General features: G+C 70.7%; 16 protein-coding genes. 12 read left to right on the forward strand and 4 right to left on the reverse strand.

From position 1 onward, the window contains the following. Window positions 1–114 precede the first annotated feature (114 nt). From ACTWPT_RS36920 to ACTWPT_RS36935, 4 genes are all read left to right on the forward strand, one after another. Entirely contained in the window at window positions 115–954 is an 840-nt protein-coding gene (locus ACTWPT_RS36920; protein WP_443182153.1) for an SDR family NAD(P)-dependent oxidoreductase, read from the forward strand. Between the two features lie 82 nt (window positions 955–1,036). Then, window positions 1,037–2,416: an aldehyde dehydrogenase family protein gene (locus ACTWPT_RS36925; protein ID WP_443182154.1), complete on the forward strand. Its 1,380-nt coding sequence runs from the start codon at window positions 1,037–1,039 to the stop codon at window positions 2,414–2,416. A 4-nt stretch (window positions 2,417–2,420) separates the two neighbouring features. Beyond that, window positions 2,421–2,858, forward strand: coding sequence for a DUF3598 family protein (locus ACTWPT_RS36930; RefSeq protein WP_443182155.1), 438 nt, complete (start codon window positions 2,421–2,423; stop codon window positions 2,856–2,858). Then, the gene (locus tag ACTWPT_RS36935) at window positions 2,855–3,859 is read left to right on the forward strand and encodes a nitrilase-related carbon-nitrogen hydrolase (protein WP_443182156.1); all 1,005 of its coding nucleotides are present in this window, start codon (window positions 2,855–2,857) and stop codon (window positions 3,857–3,859) included. Before ACTWPT_RS36930 ends, ACTWPT_RS36935 begins: the two co-directional genes overlap by 4 nt. A gap of 12 nt (window positions 3,860–3,871) precedes the next feature. On the opposite strand, the gene ACTWPT_RS36940 is transcribed toward ACTWPT_RS36935, so the two are convergent. Genes ACTWPT_RS36940 through ACTWPT_RS36955 form a run of 4 tightly spaced genes read right to left on the reverse strand, consistent with a single transcriptional unit; the run spans window position 3,872 to window position 7,447 of the window. Next, the gene (locus tag ACTWPT_RS36940; protein WP_443182157.1) at window positions 3,872–4,672 is read right to left on the reverse strand and encodes an ABC transporter permease; all 801 of its coding nucleotides are present in this window, start codon (window positions 4,670–4,672) and stop codon (window positions 3,872–3,874) included. Next, window positions 4,669–5,448 (reverse strand): ABC transporter permease, encoded by a 780-nt coding sequence (locus ACTWPT_RS36945; RefSeq protein ID WP_443182158.1) that lies wholly within the window; start codon window positions 5,446–5,448, stop codon window positions 4,669–4,671. Before ACTWPT_RS36945 ends, ACTWPT_RS36940 begins: the two co-directional genes overlap by 4 nt. Further along, complete coding sequence (locus ACTWPT_RS36950; RefSeq protein ID WP_443182159.1) at window positions 5,445–6,422, reverse strand: ABC transporter substrate-binding protein; 978 nt, start codon at window positions 6,420–6,422, stop codon at window positions 5,445–5,447. Before ACTWPT_RS36950 ends, ACTWPT_RS36945 begins: the two co-directional genes overlap by 4 nt. Window positions 6,423–6,469: 47 nt before the next feature. Then, window positions 6,470–7,447 (reverse strand): ABC transporter substrate-binding protein, encoded by a 978-nt coding sequence (locus ACTWPT_RS36955; RefSeq protein ID WP_443182160.1) that lies wholly within the window; start codon window positions 7,445–7,447, stop codon window positions 6,470–6,472. 419 nt (window positions 7,448–7,866) lie between these two features. Here ACTWPT_RS36955 and ACTWPT_RS36960 point away from each other — a divergent pair, with 419 nt between their 5' ends. From ACTWPT_RS36960 to ACTWPT_RS36995, 8 genes are all read left to right on the forward strand, one after another. After that, on the forward strand, window positions 7,867–10,362 hold the full coding sequence (locus ACTWPT_RS36960) for a nitrate- and nitrite sensing domain-containing protein (protein ID WP_443182161.1): 2,496 nt from the start codon (window positions 7,867–7,869) through the stop codon (window positions 10,360–10,362). A gap of 174 nt (window positions 10,363–10,536) precedes the next feature. After that, window positions 10,537–12,027 (forward strand): polysaccharide deacetylase family protein, encoded by a 1,491-nt coding sequence (locus tag ACTWPT_RS36965; RefSeq protein ID WP_443182162.1) that lies wholly within the window; start codon window positions 10,537–10,539, stop codon window positions 12,025–12,027. 49 nt (window positions 12,028–12,076) lie between these two features. Continuing rightward, complete coding sequence (locus ACTWPT_RS36970; protein ID WP_443182163.1) at window positions 12,077–12,580, forward strand: SigE family RNA polymerase sigma factor; 504 nt, start codon at window positions 12,077–12,079, stop codon at window positions 12,578–12,580. 13 nt (window positions 12,581–12,593) lie between these two features. Beyond that, on the forward strand, window positions 12,594–13,739 hold the full coding sequence (locus tag ACTWPT_RS36975) for a hypothetical protein (protein ID WP_443182164.1): 1,146 nt from the start codon (window positions 12,594–12,596) through the stop codon (window positions 13,737–13,739). Between the two features lie 24 nt (window positions 13,740–13,763). Beyond that, window positions 13,764–14,195: a YciI family protein gene (locus tag ACTWPT_RS36980; protein WP_443182165.1), complete on the forward strand. Its 432-nt coding sequence runs from the start codon at window positions 13,764–13,766 to the stop codon at window positions 14,193–14,195. A gap of 284 nt (window positions 14,196–14,479) precedes the next feature. Next, window positions 14,480–14,656 (forward strand): hypothetical protein, encoded by a 177-nt coding sequence (locus ACTWPT_RS36985; RefSeq protein ID WP_443182166.1) that lies wholly within the window; start codon window positions 14,480–14,482, stop codon window positions 14,654–14,656. Window positions 14,657–14,770: 114 nt separating this feature from the next. Next, window positions 14,771–14,953, forward strand: a complete 183-nt coding sequence (locus ACTWPT_RS36990) for an oligopeptide/dipeptide ABC transporter ATP-binding protein (protein WP_443182186.1) — start codon at window positions 14,771–14,773, stop codon at window positions 14,951–14,953. 44 nt (window positions 14,954–14,997) lie between these two features. Then, on the forward strand, window positions 14,998–16,128 hold the full coding sequence (locus ACTWPT_RS36995) for an acyltransferase family protein (protein WP_443182167.1): 1,131 nt from the start codon (window positions 14,998–15,000) through the stop codon (window positions 16,126–16,128). Window positions 16,129–16,155: the final 27 nt, after the last annotated feature.

The following is a 16,155-nucleotide window of genomic DNA, read 5'->3' on the forward strand; positions in this document are numbered from 1 at the left end:
CGATGATGAGGCGGCCATTGTCGCCGCCGTTTTCAAGGTAACGGAATGGGCATCGAAATACATCGGCCCGCAAGCGGATGTCGAGCGGCCGCTTGTTCTCTAATCTGTGGTCCTATGAAAGACGCGGAGAACAAAGTCGCCGTCATCACCGGCGCGGCGAGCGGCATCGGGCGGGGAATGGCCGAGGCGTTCGCCGCAGTGGGAATGCGCGTGGTGCTGAGCGACGTGGAGGAGGTCGCGCTTCATGCTACGACGGCCGAACTGCGCGATGCGGGCGCGGACGTGCAAGCCGTGCCGGCCGACGTCTCGCAAGCGCAGGACGTCGCCTCGCTCGCCGAATCCGCGCTACGCACATTCGGCGCCGTCCACGTGCTGTGCAACAACGCGGGTGTCCACACCGGAAGCAAGCCGAGCTGGGAAAGCACGCTCGACGACTGGGCGTGGATCCTCGGCGTGAACCTGATGGGCGTCGTGCACGGAATCCGCACCTTCCTCCCCGTCATGATCGAGCAGGGCGAGGACGCGCACATCGTCAACACCGCGTCAATAGCGGGTTTGCTTACCGGCGGCTCGTTGTACGGCGTGACGAAGTCGGCTGTCATTGCATATTCAGAAACCGTTCACTTGGAACTCATCGGCGGTGGCTTCAAACCGCGCATATCGGTGCTGTGCCCCGGCGTGGTCAACACGAACATCTTCAATTCCCACCGCAACCGGCCGGCCAGATTCGCCGATGCCGGCCCGTTTCCGACCGGCTGGTCCGTCGACGCCGCCCGGCAGGGGTTCACGCTCGGTGTCAGGCCGCGAACCATTGGCGAGGAGGTGCTACAGGCGATTCGCGAGGAACGTTTCTACGTCCTGACGCATCCTGAATACGCCGGACACATAGAGCACCGGATGACGCAGATACTCCACGGCGAGAACCCGACGCTGCTGCCCATGCCGGGCAGCTGATCGGCGGGGTGGACAATCCTTCGCCCGGCATGATCACAATGAAGGGTTGTTCGCTTCCATTTCTCCGCACGGAGGGCGGCCCATGAACGTCCGCGACCCGCTCACCGGCCGGATCGAGCGGCCGCTCGACCCCGTCCCGCCCGACCGGCTCGCCGCCGTCGCGGCGGAGCTGCGCGCGATGGCTCCCGCCTGGCGCGACGCCGACCGCGGCACGCTGCTGTCGCGGTTCGGCGCCGCGCTCGCCGCCGACGACGAGTTGCTCGCCGCGCTGGTGGCCGACACCGGCAGGGTGGCGGAGTCGCTGCTGGAGCGGCAGATCGTGGCCGGTCTGATCGACCGGTGGGTACGCCAGGCGCCCGCCCTGCTGGCGCCACCCGCCGAGTTCTCCGCCTCGTTGCCCGGCGTGGTCGTGGGCGGCGACGCGGTGCCGTACGAGCTGGTCGGGGCGATCACCCCGTGGAACTTCCCGCTGCTGCTCGGCCTCATCGACGCCGTGCCCGCGCTGGCCGCCGGGTGCGCGGTGGTGGTCAAGCCGAGTGAGGTGACCCCCAGGTTCATCGAGCCGCTGATGCGGCTGGTGCCCGAGGGGCTGCCGCTGCGGGTCGTCGAGGGCGACGGCGCGACGGGGGCGGCGCTGGTGGACCTGGTGGACGCGGTGGTGTTCACCGGCAGCGTGCCGACCGGGCGGCTGGTGGCACAGGCCGCGGCCCGCGCGTTCGTGCCAGCGTATTTGGAGCTCGGCGGCAAGGACCCGGCGATCGTGCTGGCCGGCGCGGACCTCGGCCGGGCGAGCTCGGCGATCCTGTGGGGCGGCACCGCCAACGCCGGGCAGGCCTGCCAGTCCATCGAGCGCATCTACGTGGCCCGCGAGGTCCACGACGAATTCCTGGCGCTGCTCGCGGACAAGGCCGCCACGGTCGGGCTGACCTGCGAGGGCGGGCCCATCGGGCCGATCATCGCGCCGGAGCAGCCGGACGTGCTCGCCGCGCACCTCGCCGACGCCGCGGCCAAGGGCGCGGTCGTGCACACGGGCGGGGTGATCGAGCGGCACGGCGGCGGCCACTGGTGCCGCCCGACCGTGTTGTCCGGAGTCGATCACACGATGCTGGTGATGACGGAGGAGACGTTCGGCCCGCTGCTGCCCGTCATGGCCGTGGACGGCGCGGACGAGGCGGTCGCGCTGGCCGACGACTCGGCGTACGGGCTGTCGGCCGCGGTCTTCGCCGCCACGGAGGAGGAGGCCAGGACCGTGGCGGCCCGGCTGCACGCCGGGGCGGTCAGCGTCAACGACGCCTCGCTGACCGCGCTCGTGCACGAGGGCGAGAAGCACTCTTTCCGGCTGTCCGGGCTCGGCGGCTCCCGCATGGGCCCCGCGTCCATCAGCCGGTTCCTGCGCCGCCGGGCCTTCCTGGTCAACCGATCCGACGCCGCCGACCCGTGGTGGCACGCGACAAAGGAGTAACCGGATGGGACTGCGCGCGGACATGCCGCTGCTGGCCCGGCACGAGGGCGAGTGGGAGGGCGAGTACCGGCACCTCGGCCGCGACGGGGCCCTGCTCGACCGGCATCGCGTACGGATGACCTGCCGCATCGTCGGCGACGCCGCCTACCACCAGGTCAACCGCTACACCTGGGACGACGGGCGCACCGAGGTGCACGAGTTCCCCGGCACCTACCTCGGCGGCGGGCGGTGCGGGTTCGACACCGAACGGCTCGAGGGCGTGTTCTGGGAGGTGGACGACGCCACGATCTACCTCACCTGGCAGTACAAGAGGCAGCCGCTGCGGCTGTTCGAGATGATCGTGCTGAGCGAGGACGGCAGGTCGCGCAGCCGGGTCTGGCAGTGGCTGGAGGACGGCGTGTGCGTGCGGCGCACCCTGATCGACGAGAGGCGTGTGGCATGACGGCCTTCACCGCGCTGGCGCTGCAGGTGCGAACCCAGACCGTCAATGGCGCCGCCGATCCGCGGGCCGAGATCCGTGCCGCGATCGAGCGCATCGGCGCGCAGGTCGGCGGCTCGAAGGCGTGGCTCGGGCCCGGCCTGCGGCTGGTGGTGCTGCCCGAGTACGTGCTGACCGGCTTCCCGATGCGGGAGAGCTTCGCCGAGTGGCGGGAGCGGGCCGCGCTCGATCCCGGCGGCCCCGAGTACCGGGCGCTCGCCGGGATCGCCGTCGCGCACGACGTGTTCCTGTGCGTGAACGCCTACGAGCGCGACGAGCACTTCCCCGAGCTGTACTTCCAGGCGTCGGTGATCCTCTCCCCCGCCGGGGAGACGGTGCTGCGGTATCGCAGGCTGCACTCGATGTTCACACCGACCCCGTACGACGTGTGGGGCGACTACGTGGAGATCTACGGCATGGACGGCGTGCTGCCGGTGGCCCGTACCGAGATCGGCAACCTGGCGGTGCTGGCCTCGGAGGAGATCCTGATGCCGGAGCTGGCCCGCGCGCTGGCGTTTCGCGGTGCCGAGGTGTTCTGCCACCCGACCTCCGAGGCGTCGTCCCCGGCGCTGACGCCCAAGGCGATCGCCCGCCGCGCCAGAGCGGTGGAGAACCTGGCGTACGTGGTGTCGGCCAACACCGGCGGCCTGTCCGGCATCGCCATCCCCGGCGACTCCACCAACGGCGGCTCAGAGCTGATCGACCACGAGGGGCGGGTGCTCGCGCAGGCAGGCGCGGGCGAGTCGCTGGTGGCCGCGGCTGAGCTCGACCTCGCCGTGCTGCGCCGGGCGCGGCGGCGGCCCGGCATGGCCAACCTGCCGAGCCGGGTGAAGACCGGCTTGTGGGCCGAGGAGTACGCCAGGCACGACGGCGAGCGGCCCGGCGGGCCGGCCGCCGGCGCCAGGGACCGCGCGTGGTTCCGCACCCGGCAGGCCGAGACGATCGAGCGGTTGTACGGCGCCTAGAGCCACACGGCTCTAGGCGCCGTTCGCGCGGGCGCCGCGGTGCCAGGACAACAGCAGCCGCTCGATCCCCAGGAACGCGGTGTTGAGCGCGATGCCGAGCAGCCCGAGCAGCACGATCCCGGCCCACATGGCGGGGATGTCGAACTGGCTCTGCGCCTCCAGCATGCGGTGGCCGATGCCCTCGCTGCTGCCGACAAGCTCCGAGATGACCATCATGATGAGGGCCAGGGACACGCTCAGCCGCAGCCCGGCGAAGATCTTCGGGGACGCGGCGGGCAGGATGATCCGGGTGAGACGCTGCCAGGCGGTCAGCCGGTAGACGGCGCCGGTCTCGATGTACTGGCGGTCGACGTGTCGGGCGCCGTCCATGGAGTTGATCAGCACCGGCCAGATGACGCCGTACACGATCGAGGCCAGCTCCATCGGGGTGCCGATCTTGAACAGCAGCAGGAACACCGGCAGCAGCGTCGCCGGCGGCACCGACCTGCCGAAGTGCACCAGCGGCTCCACCAGCGCCGACAGCAGGTACGACCGCCCCAGCGCGACCCCCGCCAGCACGCCGGCCGCGCACGCCATCGCCCATCCTGTGAACAACCGGCCCAGGCTCGGCAGCAGGTCGGCGACGGCCTCGTCGGTCAGGAACGCCCGCCAGACCGGCCCGGAGAACCACATCTCGTGCAGCCTGGCCACGATCCGCGACGGCGGCGGGAAGTAGGCGGCCTGCGCCGATCGGGTGGCCAGTTCCCAGGCGATGACGGCGACGGGCAGCAGCCAATACCACGCCAGCCGCCGCCAGAACGAGCTCCGGGTCATCCGGTGTCCCCCGTACGGGCCTGATGCCAGCGGAACACGCGGCGCTCGGCGGCCGTGAACAGCATGTTGGCGGCCAGCCCGATGAGGCCGGCCCACACGACCGCGGCGAAGATCCGATCGGCCCGGTTCGCGCTGCCCGCCAGCGACTGGAACGCCCCGATCCCGCCCCCGCCCGGTGCCAGCAGCTCCACGCTCACCGCCACGATCAGGGTCACGGACACGGCGATGCGCACGCCGGTGGCGATGAACGGCGCGGCGCTCGGCAGGCTCACCCGCAACACCACCGCCAGCGGGCCGAACCCGAAGCTGCGCAGCGTGTCCTTGGCCAGGGGATCGACGTCGCTCAGGCCGTACATCGTGTTGATCAGCAGCGGCCACGAGCAGGTGTAGACGACCAGCGCGGTCTTGGCGTCGTGGCTGTCCGGGAAGACGAACACGGCCAGCGGGATCAGCGACACCGACGGGATCGGCCGCAGGAACTCCACCAGCGGCCGCGTCGAGCGCTCCAGGAACGGCACCGTGCCGAGCAGCAGCCCCGCGGGCACGGCCACCGCGATCGCGATCGCCAGCCCGCTCAGGCAGGCCGCCAGCGTGGCCAGCACGTCGGCACGGAACTGCGCCTCCAGCGGCAGCAGCGCGGCCGTTCTCAGCACGTCCGACATGTACGGCATCACGGCCGGAACGAGCCCGGCCCGCCCGGCCAGCTCGGCGACGGCGAGGAACCCCACGACCCCGGCGGCACCCAGGATCCCCCGCTCCAGGCGCCCGCCGGTCATCCGCTCAGCGGCGCGAACAGCTGCGCCACGTCCACCTTCGCCTTGAGGTAGCCATAGCCGTGCAGCAGGTCGGCCAGCTTCTGCACGCTGGCCTTGTCGGCCTGCATCGAGAACGTGCCGAGCGTCATGGCCGCCGCCGCGTCCGCCGGGATCTGCGTGTACGTCGGCACGACCTCGTCGATCGCCTTGCGGTCGGAGCCGGCGATCTGCTGCGCCTTGGCCAGCGCGCGGTGCAGGGCGGCGGCCGTCTTCGGGTTCTTGGCCAGCCAGTCCTCGCTGACGCCCCACCCGTCGATCGGCACGCCGGCCGTGACGCCGCTGGTGGTGTCGATGATCTGGGTGGCGCCGCCCTTCGTGGCGGCGGTCAGGAACGGCTCCACCAGCCAGGCCGCGTCCACCTTGCCGGAGGACAACGCGCTGAGCTGGTCGGCGAACGGCACGGGGACGTATTTGGCGTCCTCCGGCTTGAGCCCGGCCTCCTGCAGGTGAGCGTTGGTCAGCGTCTGCCCGAGCGCCTGCAGCACGTTGACCGCGATCGTCTTGCCCTTGAGGTCGGCGGCCGTCTTGATCGGCGAGCCCTTCGCCACCACGACGCCGGCCACATTGGGGGCGGCCTCCTGGCTGTGCTGGAAGAGCTTCAGCTTGGCCGCGCCCGAGTCGTTGATCGCCATCAGCGACACGTAGCTCGTCAGGAAGGCGTCCATGCTGCCGTTGAGGATCTTCGGCATGACCGCCTGCGGCGCCTGAATGATCTCCGTCTTGACGGTCAGTCCTTCTTCCTTGAAGAAGCCGCGCTTCTCCGCGATGAACAGCGGCGCCGACGACGGCACCGGCACCACGCCGATCAAAAGCTGCGTCTTCTCCAAGCCTCCTGGGGACGCCGTGCCGGCTGTGCCGGCCCCGCCTCCTCCTCCGCACGCGCTCAACGTCAGCGCGACCGCCATACCCGCGACGACGATCCTGGCCAGCTTCATGCCACTGCCTTTCTAGGTCCTGTCATCAGGTGGAGCGCGCCTCGCGGCTACCGGCCGGGACCGGCGGCCACCATCGACGCGACGTCGACCTCGTTCTTGAGGTAGCCGAACTCGAACATCAAATCGGAGACACGCTGGATGCGGGTGGCGTTGAGCGAAGTGGGGAAGGTCCCCATCGCCATGGTCATCGCCGCTTCCTTGGGCGTCTGGGTGTAGCTGGCGACGGTCTCGGCCAGCAGGACGCGGTCGCTCGCGGCCAGCGCCTGCCCCTTGGCCAGCGCTCGCTGGAAGGCGGCCGCGGTCTTGGGATGTCTGCGCACCCAGTCCTCCGTCGCGGCCCACCCGTCGATCGGCAACTTGTCGGTCGGTCCGGTGTTGGTGTCCAGCAGCAGCCGCACCCCGGCGTTCTGGGCGCTGGACAGGAACGGCTCCACCATCCACGCCGCGTCCACCTGCTTGTTCTTGAGCGCGACCAGTTGGCTCTGGAAGTCCACGACGACGAACTTCACCTGCTCAGGCGTCAGCCCATAGGGCTTCAGATGCGCGCTCACCGACATCGTGCCGAGGTTGTTGAGCGAGTTGACGGCGATCGTCTTGTCCTTGAGGTCCTGGGCCTTCTGCAACTCCGAATCCTGCGGCACCACGACGCCGGCGATGCCCGGCGAGGCCTGCAGGGCATCATAAAGGATCTTCAGCCGCGCCGTGCCGCTGCCTTGGACGTTGATGAGCGAGACGTAGCTGCCCTTGAAGACGTCGATGTCGCCGTTGAGGATCCTGGGCATCACCGCCTGCGGCGCCTGAATGGTCTCCATCGTGACGGTCAGGCCCTCTTCCTTGAAGAAACCCTTGCGGTCGGCGATGAACACCCCCGCGGAGGACGGCGTGGGGCTGATGCCGATGAGCAGCGAGGTCTTCTCCAGGCCACTGGGCGGGGCCGGTCCGGTGGCCACGCCGGTGCACGCCGCGGTCACGAGGATCGTGCCGAGCACCGCCAGCCAAGCCCGCAAAGCAGGCCCCGATTCCATGAGTTCTCCCTTGAGCGGGTCAAGCGTCGAAAGGCCGGGCGGTGATCTTACAGCACCCGCCAGGACGACTGCCAAGAAATGTCCTGATTAACGGCTCAGTCGATCGTCACCTCTTGCACAACATGTCCGAAATATGAGGTCAATCGGATATTTTCGGAAAAGTCAGATGTTTTGTAAGTGCAGCGAGACTAGTCCATCCCGTCCCGGTATGCTCAAATTACTCTTCGTGCCCAACGGGGTGCACGAGGCACCTCCCGTACCAAGACGTGTTTTCGTTGCGAGGGAGCTAGTGGGTGAATCCGGCGACTGTGGACATTCGTCCCTCCAGCCCTCCCTTAGCCTCCAAACCAGTGCATAACCGGACGAAGAGCGCACGCCGTCGCCGATTCCGGCTTCGCGATTTGAAGGTGCGTTCGCGGTTGATCGCGCTGATTCTCATCCCGACCACGCTGGGCGTTCTGGTGGGGGCGCAGCAGGTCATCGCTTCATGGAACGCAGCCGGCCAATACCACCGCATTCTGGAAAAGGCCGAGCTCAGCGCCTCGGTCACCGAGGTCGCCCATCAGCTCGCGCTCGAGCGGGACCTGGCGATGCATTACATCGCCGCCGGCCGCACGCCGGAGCGGGAGGAGCCGCTGCGCGCGCAGTTCGCCGTCGTCGACAGGGCCGCCGCCGGCATGCGTACGAAGGCCGCCGCGATGACCACCGACCACGGGGAGAGCGCATGGACGCTCAGCCGCCAGATCCTCACCCGCCTGCCCGAGATCGCCGCGGCCCGCACCACCGTACTGAAGACCGAGGTGCTCGCACTCCCCACGCTCACGAGGTACGCCCAGATCATCGGCGCCTTCCAGCAGTTCCACGGCGAGATCGGCCAAGGCGGCGAGGACGAGGCGCTGGCCACGGGCGTCCGCGCACTGTCTGCGCTGGCCAAAGCACACGAGGCCGCGTCACAGCAGCGCGGCCTGCTCGCGGCGGTGGCCTCGGCGGGCCGGTTCCAGAGCGGTGAGCTCGACCGGTTCATGGCCGCCCGGGCGCAGCAGGACAGCGAGCTGGAGGTCTTCCGGTCGGTGGCCACGCTGCAGGAGCGGCAGGCGTACGACGACACCGTCACCGGCACCCTGGTCGACCGGGCCGAGGTGATCCGGCTGCGTGCCCTCGCGCAAGCCGGGCAGAGCGGTCCCATCGACATCGCCCCGGAGAGCGGCGAGGACGCCGGCTTCTGGTTCGCGGCGATGAGCGGGACCGTCGACGGCATGTGGACGGTCCAGAAGCGGCTCGGGGCGTCGATCATCGTGCAGAGCAGGGCGCTGGAGGACGCCGCGCGCCGCGACGCCGTCGTGGCCGCCACCTACATCCTGCTGCTCCTGCTGCTCGTACTGCTGATCACCACCTTCGTGGCCCAGTCCCTGGTCAGTCCCCTCCGCAGGTTGCGCAGGGAGGCCCTGGACATCGCGGGCATCCGGTTGCCCAGGACGGTGCGCCGGCTGCGCGAAACCGGAGACGAGTCGACTCTCACCGTCGCGCCCATCGCCGTCGACTCCTGTGACGAGGTCGGGGAGGTCGCCAGGGCCTTCGACGAGGTGCACCGCGAGGCCATCCGGCTGGCCGGCGAGGAGTCCCGGCTGCGCGCGAACATCAACGCCATGTTCGTCAACCTGTCCAGACGCAGCCAGACGCTGGTCCAGCGGCAGATCAAGCTCATCGACGGGCTCGAGCAGGGCGAGCTGGACGAGCGGCGGCTGGCCGACTTCTTCGCGCTCGACCACCTGGCCACGCGCATGCGGCGTAACAACGAGAGCCTGCTCATCCTGGCCGGTCAGGAACCACCCAGGCGATGGAACCATCCCGTCGGCCTGACCGACGTCGTCCGCGCCGCCCTGTCGGAGGTGGAGGGCTACCAGCGCGTCGCCGTCGAGATCGCCGTGAACGGCGCGATCGCCGGTCCGGCCGTCAACGACACGGTCCACCTGCTGGCGGAGCTGATCGAGAACGCTCTGTCCTTCTCGTCGCGCGACACCCGCGTGCTCGTCTCCACCGGCAGGATCGACGGCGGCATCATGGTGTCGGTCACCGACACCGGCATCGGCATGACCCATGACGAGCTGGTGCAGGCCAATGAGCGGCTGGCCCGCGTGCCCGAGGTGGACGTGTCGGTCTCGCGCCGCATGGGGCTGTATGTGGTGGCGCGGCTGGCCTACCGTCACGGCATTCGCGTACAACTGCGCCCGCATGAGACGGGCGGCCTGATCGCCGTGGTGGTGCTGCCCGACGCGCTGCTGCACGCCCCCGTGCCCGCATATTCCACGATCCAGACCCCACCGCCATCAGGCTTCTGGGACAGCGCCGCCCGTCCCAGCCGGTCCGCACCCTCCGCCACCGACTGGCCGTCCTTCGCCACCGACCCCGTCCTCCCCGTGCCCCGCCGCGGCCGAACGGCCACCGGCCCGATCCCCGTCACACGCCCGGACACGGCGTCCGTCACCGGCCCGACCGCCGTCACACGCACCGACGCGGCGTCCGTTACCGGCCCGATTCCGGCCGTCCGGCCCGGCTCGGCCGGGGACGACGACTACCTGCCGATCTTCGCGCAGGTCCAGTCCGCCTGGTTCGAGCGCGGCAACGCCGGCGGAGCGACGTGGAGCTCGGCCAAGGCCGACGCCGGCTGGAGCGCCGCCGAGGCCGCGGCCACCCCGTCCGATGCCGGCGCCACCACGTCCGGCCTGCCCAAACGCGTACCCAAGGCCAATCTGGTGCCCGGCACGGCGGAAACCACGTCCGCGCCCCGAGGCGTCGCCCCCATCCCCCGGCTCTCGCCGGAGCGGATCCGCAGTCGCCTGAGCAGCTTCCAGCAGGGGTGCCGGCAGGCCCGCACCCGCATCAGCACCGGCGACCTCCCGCCCTTCACCTCCTGATCGAGGGACATCCGCGAATTTCGGTCGCAAAGATGCCCCCACCCTGGCGCGTCCTTATGACAGGCCAACAAGGCCCGAACAAGCAGCAGGGAACGTGCATCTACCTGATGACCGCCCTGATGCGTGATTTGTACTAGTTCATGAAGGACCGCCGTGAGATCTACACCCATACCCATGACCTGGTGGCCGGCCGTCGCCGCCCTGCTGATGACGACGGCGGCCTGCGGTCCGACCACGGATGCGGCGGACACGCGCACGACCGTCCATGCCACCGTCGCGGCGGACAAGACCCCTGCGATCGCGACCGTCTCGCCGACGTGGATCCGGGGGTTGCGGGTCGTCCGTGACACCAGCAACGACCGGCGTTGCGCGTGGTCGATCGCCTACCCGCAGGTGCCGGGCGCGGAGCCGTTCACGGCGGCGCTGCGCCGCTTCGTGGAGGCCCGGCGCTCCGCCTTCCTCGGCGGAGCGCCGTCGGACGATTGTGCCGCCTCCCCGGATGTCCCGGGCCCAGAGCTGAACCTGGATTTCGCGTTCCTGGTCGCCTCGGGAGACGTCATCGGGGTGCGCTACTCGCAGTGGTGGCTCGGCGGCGCCGGCGACGGCCTGTCCACGACCACGCGGTGGTACGACGCCAAGACCGGCCGCGACCTGTCGGCATCCGCGCTCATCACCCCGGCCGCGATCGACGAGCTCGGCACCACGTCCTGGCGCAGCCGGGGATCGGACACCCGGATGGCCGCCGCCGCCCTGCGCAGCGGCGACGTCGACGACGTGGCGTTCACCGCCCGCGGGGACCTGGTAGTGACGTTCGACGAGGGCGTGGCGGGCCCTGGGGCCGCGGGGCAGGTGTGGATCGCGATTCCGGCCGCCACCGCACGCCCCCTGCTGTCCGGCTTCGGCCGCAGGGCGCAGCGGCAGGTCATGCGGCCCGATCGGGAGCTACGGCTGGACGGCGCGGCCTCCCCCGCCCCGACCCCTTCGGGCCCGGCGCATGACGGCGCGGCCACCCCGACCCCTTCGGTCCCGGCTCAGGCCGAGGGCACCGTGGTCGACTGCCACGAGGTCAGGTGCGTCGCCCTGACGTTCGACGACGGACCCGGCCCGTATACCCAGACGCTGCTCGACCGGTTGGCAGACCACCATGCCCGCGCCACGTTCTTCGTCGTGGGCCGGAACGTCGCGGCGAGCCCGGACCTGGTCCGCCGGACCGCCCTGGCCGGGCACGAGCTGGGCAACCACAGCTGGTCGCACCGCGATCTCACCAGGCTGTCCGCGTCCCAGGTACGCGACGACCTGCGCCGTACCGACGAGGCCATCAAGCAGGCGTCGGGAGTCGCCCCGGTGATCGTCCGGCCCCCGTACGGGGCGGTCAACGCGACCGTGCGCGCGCAGACCCCGCACCCGCTCGTCCTGTGGAGCGTGGACACGCTGGACTGGAAACACCGGGACGCGGCGCGGGTGACCCGGGCGGCGCTGTCGGCGGCCCGGCCCGGCGCGGTCATGCTGTTCCACGACATCCACCCGACCACGGTGGAGGCGATCCCGCGGATCCTGCGGACGCTCTCCGCCCGCGGCTACCACTTCGTGACCGTCACCCAGCTGATCGGCGCCGGCCTCCCTGCCTCCCGGACCGTTTTCAGCGGCGCCACACCGGCGCCGTGAGCGGCGCGGGGCGACATCGAACCATCACGACGATCATCTGGAGGCGAGCGTGAATTCGGCGCACCGGCAAGAGTTCCATGAGTTCGTGACGGCGCGGTCTCCGACGTTCATGCGGCTGGCGTACCTGCTGACCGCCGGAGACCAGCACGCCGCCGAGGACCTGCTGCAGACCAGCCTCGCCAAGACGGCGCTCAAGTGGGGCCGGATCGACGACCCCGACCGTTACCTCAGGCAGGTGATGTACCGGCAGCAGATTTCCTGGTGGCGGCGGCGGAGAGAATACGCGGTCCCGGACATCCCCGACCGGCCGGGCACGGACGACACCCATGCCGTGGAGCTCAAAGTCATCGTCCACAAGGCGCTCGGCAAATTGACCGCCAGACAACGGGCCGTGCTCGTGCTGCGTTACTTCGAGGACTGCTCCGAGTCCGTCGTGGCGGACACGCTCGGGTGCACCGTCGGCACGGTACGCAGCACCGCGCACCGCGCCCTGGCCCGGCTCCTGCAGCTCTGTCCCGAGCTACGGGACCTGCACATCCGCTCGAAGGCTTGAGAGGACCCACGACATGACCACTGACGAGCTCGTGAAGAACACGCTCACCGCGGTCGCCGACCAGGCCGTGGTCCCGGCCGGTCTGGCGCAGCGCGCCTGGCGGCAGCGCACCCGAAGGCGCATCACCACCGCCACCACCGCCGCGGTGGCCATGATCGCCGCCGTCACCGCGGGCACGATCACCGTGCCGTCCCTCGACGGCCGGGACGACGGCCAGATCGCCACCAGCGTGATCACCCCGTCCAGCGTGGCCGCCGATCCCGGCCATCCCACCCCGCAGAGCCGCGTCGCCGCGGGGAGCGTGACGCTCACCGCGTACGCCTCCTGCCCTCAGGGCGGAACCGGCTGCTCCTGGAGCATGCTCGACCTCGGCACCGGCCGCTACCGGACCACGCCCTGGGGATGGGTCGCCGTCTCCCGCGACGGCAGCACCGCCGCCGTGCTGGAACGGTCGCTGCCCGCCCGCCGGATCGGCGTGCTGGACACCGCCACCGGCACGGTACGCCGCTGGATCGACCTCGATCGTGCTGATGCCGGTGGCCTCGTCTGGTCCCCGGACGGGCGCCGGCTGCTGGTCACCGCCTACAACGCCGACCCAGGGCTGGTCGATGCATCCGGCGGGCAGACGTCGAGGACCGGCTTCTACATCGTGGACGCCGACAGCGGCAGGGCCACCTTCCACCGCCTGCCCGGCGACCCAGCCTCCCTCGGCATGCGCGCCGATCTGTCCTGGAGCCGTGACGGCTCGCTCATCTGGGAGGAGACCGGCTCCCCTCAACAGCCCCGCAGGTACTACGCCCTGGACGGCACCGCGCGCCCCGGCCCTGAGCAGGAGTCCCGCAGCGACCAGCCCGCCGGAGCGTCCCCGGACGGCGGCCGGCTTGCCCACGGCGGCAAGATGGGCTCGGCCCCCTTCGTGGCGGACATCGCTTCCGGGGAGACCACCCTGCTGCAGCCCTCCGGCGGCCAGGACATCGGCAGGTTGCTGACCTGGACCGACGACACGCATCTGATCGCCTGGGCCACGGACCGCAGCGCCGCCGGCGCGTTCCGGTTCCGCCTGGTCCTGGTCGACGTCGAGGATCCGCGAGAGGTCACGCCGCTGACCGGGTGGACCGATCGCCTCGCCCGGCCAGACTGGCTGCCGGCCTTCACCTGACGGCCCCCGGGCAGGCCGGCCCGGGTGCGGGAAGTTTTCGCGGCGCCCCTGTCCGGAACCGTGCCGCCCGTTCGTCGTACGGGTGAGATCCTGACCACGGAGGAGCGCGACATGAAGTACATGATGTTCGTCTGCACCGACGGCGAGCCGGACACCGACAAGGCCGACCTGCCCGACATCGACACGTGGGTGGCGGAGAACGACGCCCGCGGCCGGCGCCTGGACGGCCACGAGCTGGCTACGACGTCAGCGGCCACGACGGTGCGCGTACGCAACGGCGAGCTGCTGGTCTCCGACGGCCCGTTCGCCGAGACGAAAGAGGTGATCGTGGGGTACGACCTCCTCGAATGCGCCGACCTGGACGAGGCGATCGAGGTCGCTCGCACCCACCCCATGGCCAGGGAAGGACGGATCGAGCTACGCCCGTTCGCCGACCTGACCGTACCGAGGGCGTGAGTGATGCGAACTCCGTCGGCGGCGGCGCGGCGCAAGCCGCAGGAGCCGCAGGAGCCGCTCAGGATGACCGGCTCCTCTACGTGACGGGAGGAGACGTCGGGTCAGGCGCCCCGGATCGGGAGGATCACCGCTAAGGGGTGCGCCGGGTCGTGGTAGACCAGTTGCCGGTAGAAGTGTGGTTGGTCTGGGTCAGGCCTCGATGACGGGGTTGTCAGCCATGGTCCGCCCGGCTCGCCGGACGGACGCGGCATCGGCTTCCACCGGACCGTTCCCGGCCTGCGGGCATGGGCGAGCCCGAACTCGATGGCGCGTCGCGGAGCTGGCCGGGCAGGAAGATGTCGTACCAGCCGCCCCTGTCCCAGGAGGGCGAAATGTCGGAGATCGGGACGGCCGCCGTCCCTCGTTCGGCGACCAGGGCGATGGCGGCCCGCATGAGAGCGGAGCGCGTACGGCGGTCCTGAGCGGGGCGACCGGGCCTTCTCGAGGAGAGTGTCCTGGTCAGCGGATGATGCGCTCCCGGGCTCGGAGCAGGGCCGCCACGATCACGTCCTCGCGGTGGGGGTCGAGGCGGGATCCTGCTCAAGGGGGAGGTGCCCTCGCCGCTCGACCCGCCGTCGGGATGCAGGTTCCGGACCCGCTGCTGGCAGGCCCAGGACGTGTGCGCCCACGAAGTGCCGCCCTTGGAGCCGTCCGGCGACGAGCCGGCGCACGCGGCCGCATGCCACTTCCAGCTCCAGGAGGCGGCCGCCGGGTCGTAAGGGATGGGCTGGTCGTACGTCCTTTATGGTCTAGACTCCCACGAATGTTCGCGGCCCCTGCCCGGCTGGCCTGGCTGGACGCCCTGCGGGGGCCGGCCGCGCTGGCCGTCACGATGCATCACGCCGGCTGGACCTTCATCCCGGGCGTCTGGGCGGAGGTGGACCGCCGGATCGATCTGGGCACGTGGGGCGTGTTCGTGTTCTTCCTGGTCAGCGGCTACATCATCCCGGCCTCCCTGGAACGGCGCGGCGACCTGCGTGCCTTCTGGACCGGCCGGGCCTTCCGCCTCCTCCCCCTCCTGCTCGCCGCCTGCTGCCTGGCGCTCCTGCTCGCTCAGGCCGGCGTGCTGCCGCTCCATCCCGGGCTCGGCGAGCGTCCGCTGCCCCTGGTCGTGCTCGGCAACCTGACGATGCTGCAGGAGCTGCTCAATCTGCCCGCCGTCATCAGCGTGACGTGGACGCTGTCGTACGAGATGGCGTTCTACCTGATGAGCGTCGCGCTGTTCGCGGTACGGCAGGCACACCGGTCGGCGGGGATCGCCGTCGCCCTGGCGTTGACCGCCGTGCCCGTGGGCCTGCTGCTCCCCCGGGCGACGATCGGCGGCCGGGCCGACCTGGCTGCCGCGCTGCTCGGCCTGGCGGTCGTCGCGGCCATCGCGGTGACCGTGCTGGGGCACGGCAGGACCCGCACGGCGGCCGCGGCCGCGGGCGGTCTGCTCGGGCTGGCGCTCGTGGTCCTGGGCAGCCGGGCCGGCACCTGGCAGGGCGTGATCATCCTGGCGACGATGTTCGCGGGAACGGCCGTATACCGCGCCGAGCAGGGAACGATCTCCTGGCGCGCGGCCGCCGTCGCGGTGGTGGCGGTGCTGGGATGCGCGCTCCCCGCCAAGGACGATCCCGCCTGGGCGCCGGCGATCGTGCTGGCGTTCGGCGTCTTCGCCCTGGCGTACGCGCTGCGCCGGCGGGCGTTCCCGAGCTGGTTGGCGCAGCTCGGCGTGATCAGCTTCTCCCTCTACCTGTTGCACCCGCTCCTGCTGTACGTGGTCCCGGATCTGGCCCTGTTCTTCGTGGTCCTGATCGCGCTCAGTATCGCCACGTACCACCTGGTCGAGGCGCCGGCCCAGCGCCTCGGCAAACGTCTGGTCCGCCGGGACCAGACCGTTTCCCGCGACTGAGGAGCGAAGAGCCCCTGATCATCACCG

Source organism: Nonomuraea sp. 3N208 (genome assembly GCF_052245935.1).
In the GTDB taxonomy this organism is placed as follows: Bacteria; Actinomycetota; Actinomycetes; order Streptosporangiales; family Streptosporangiaceae; genus Nonomuraea.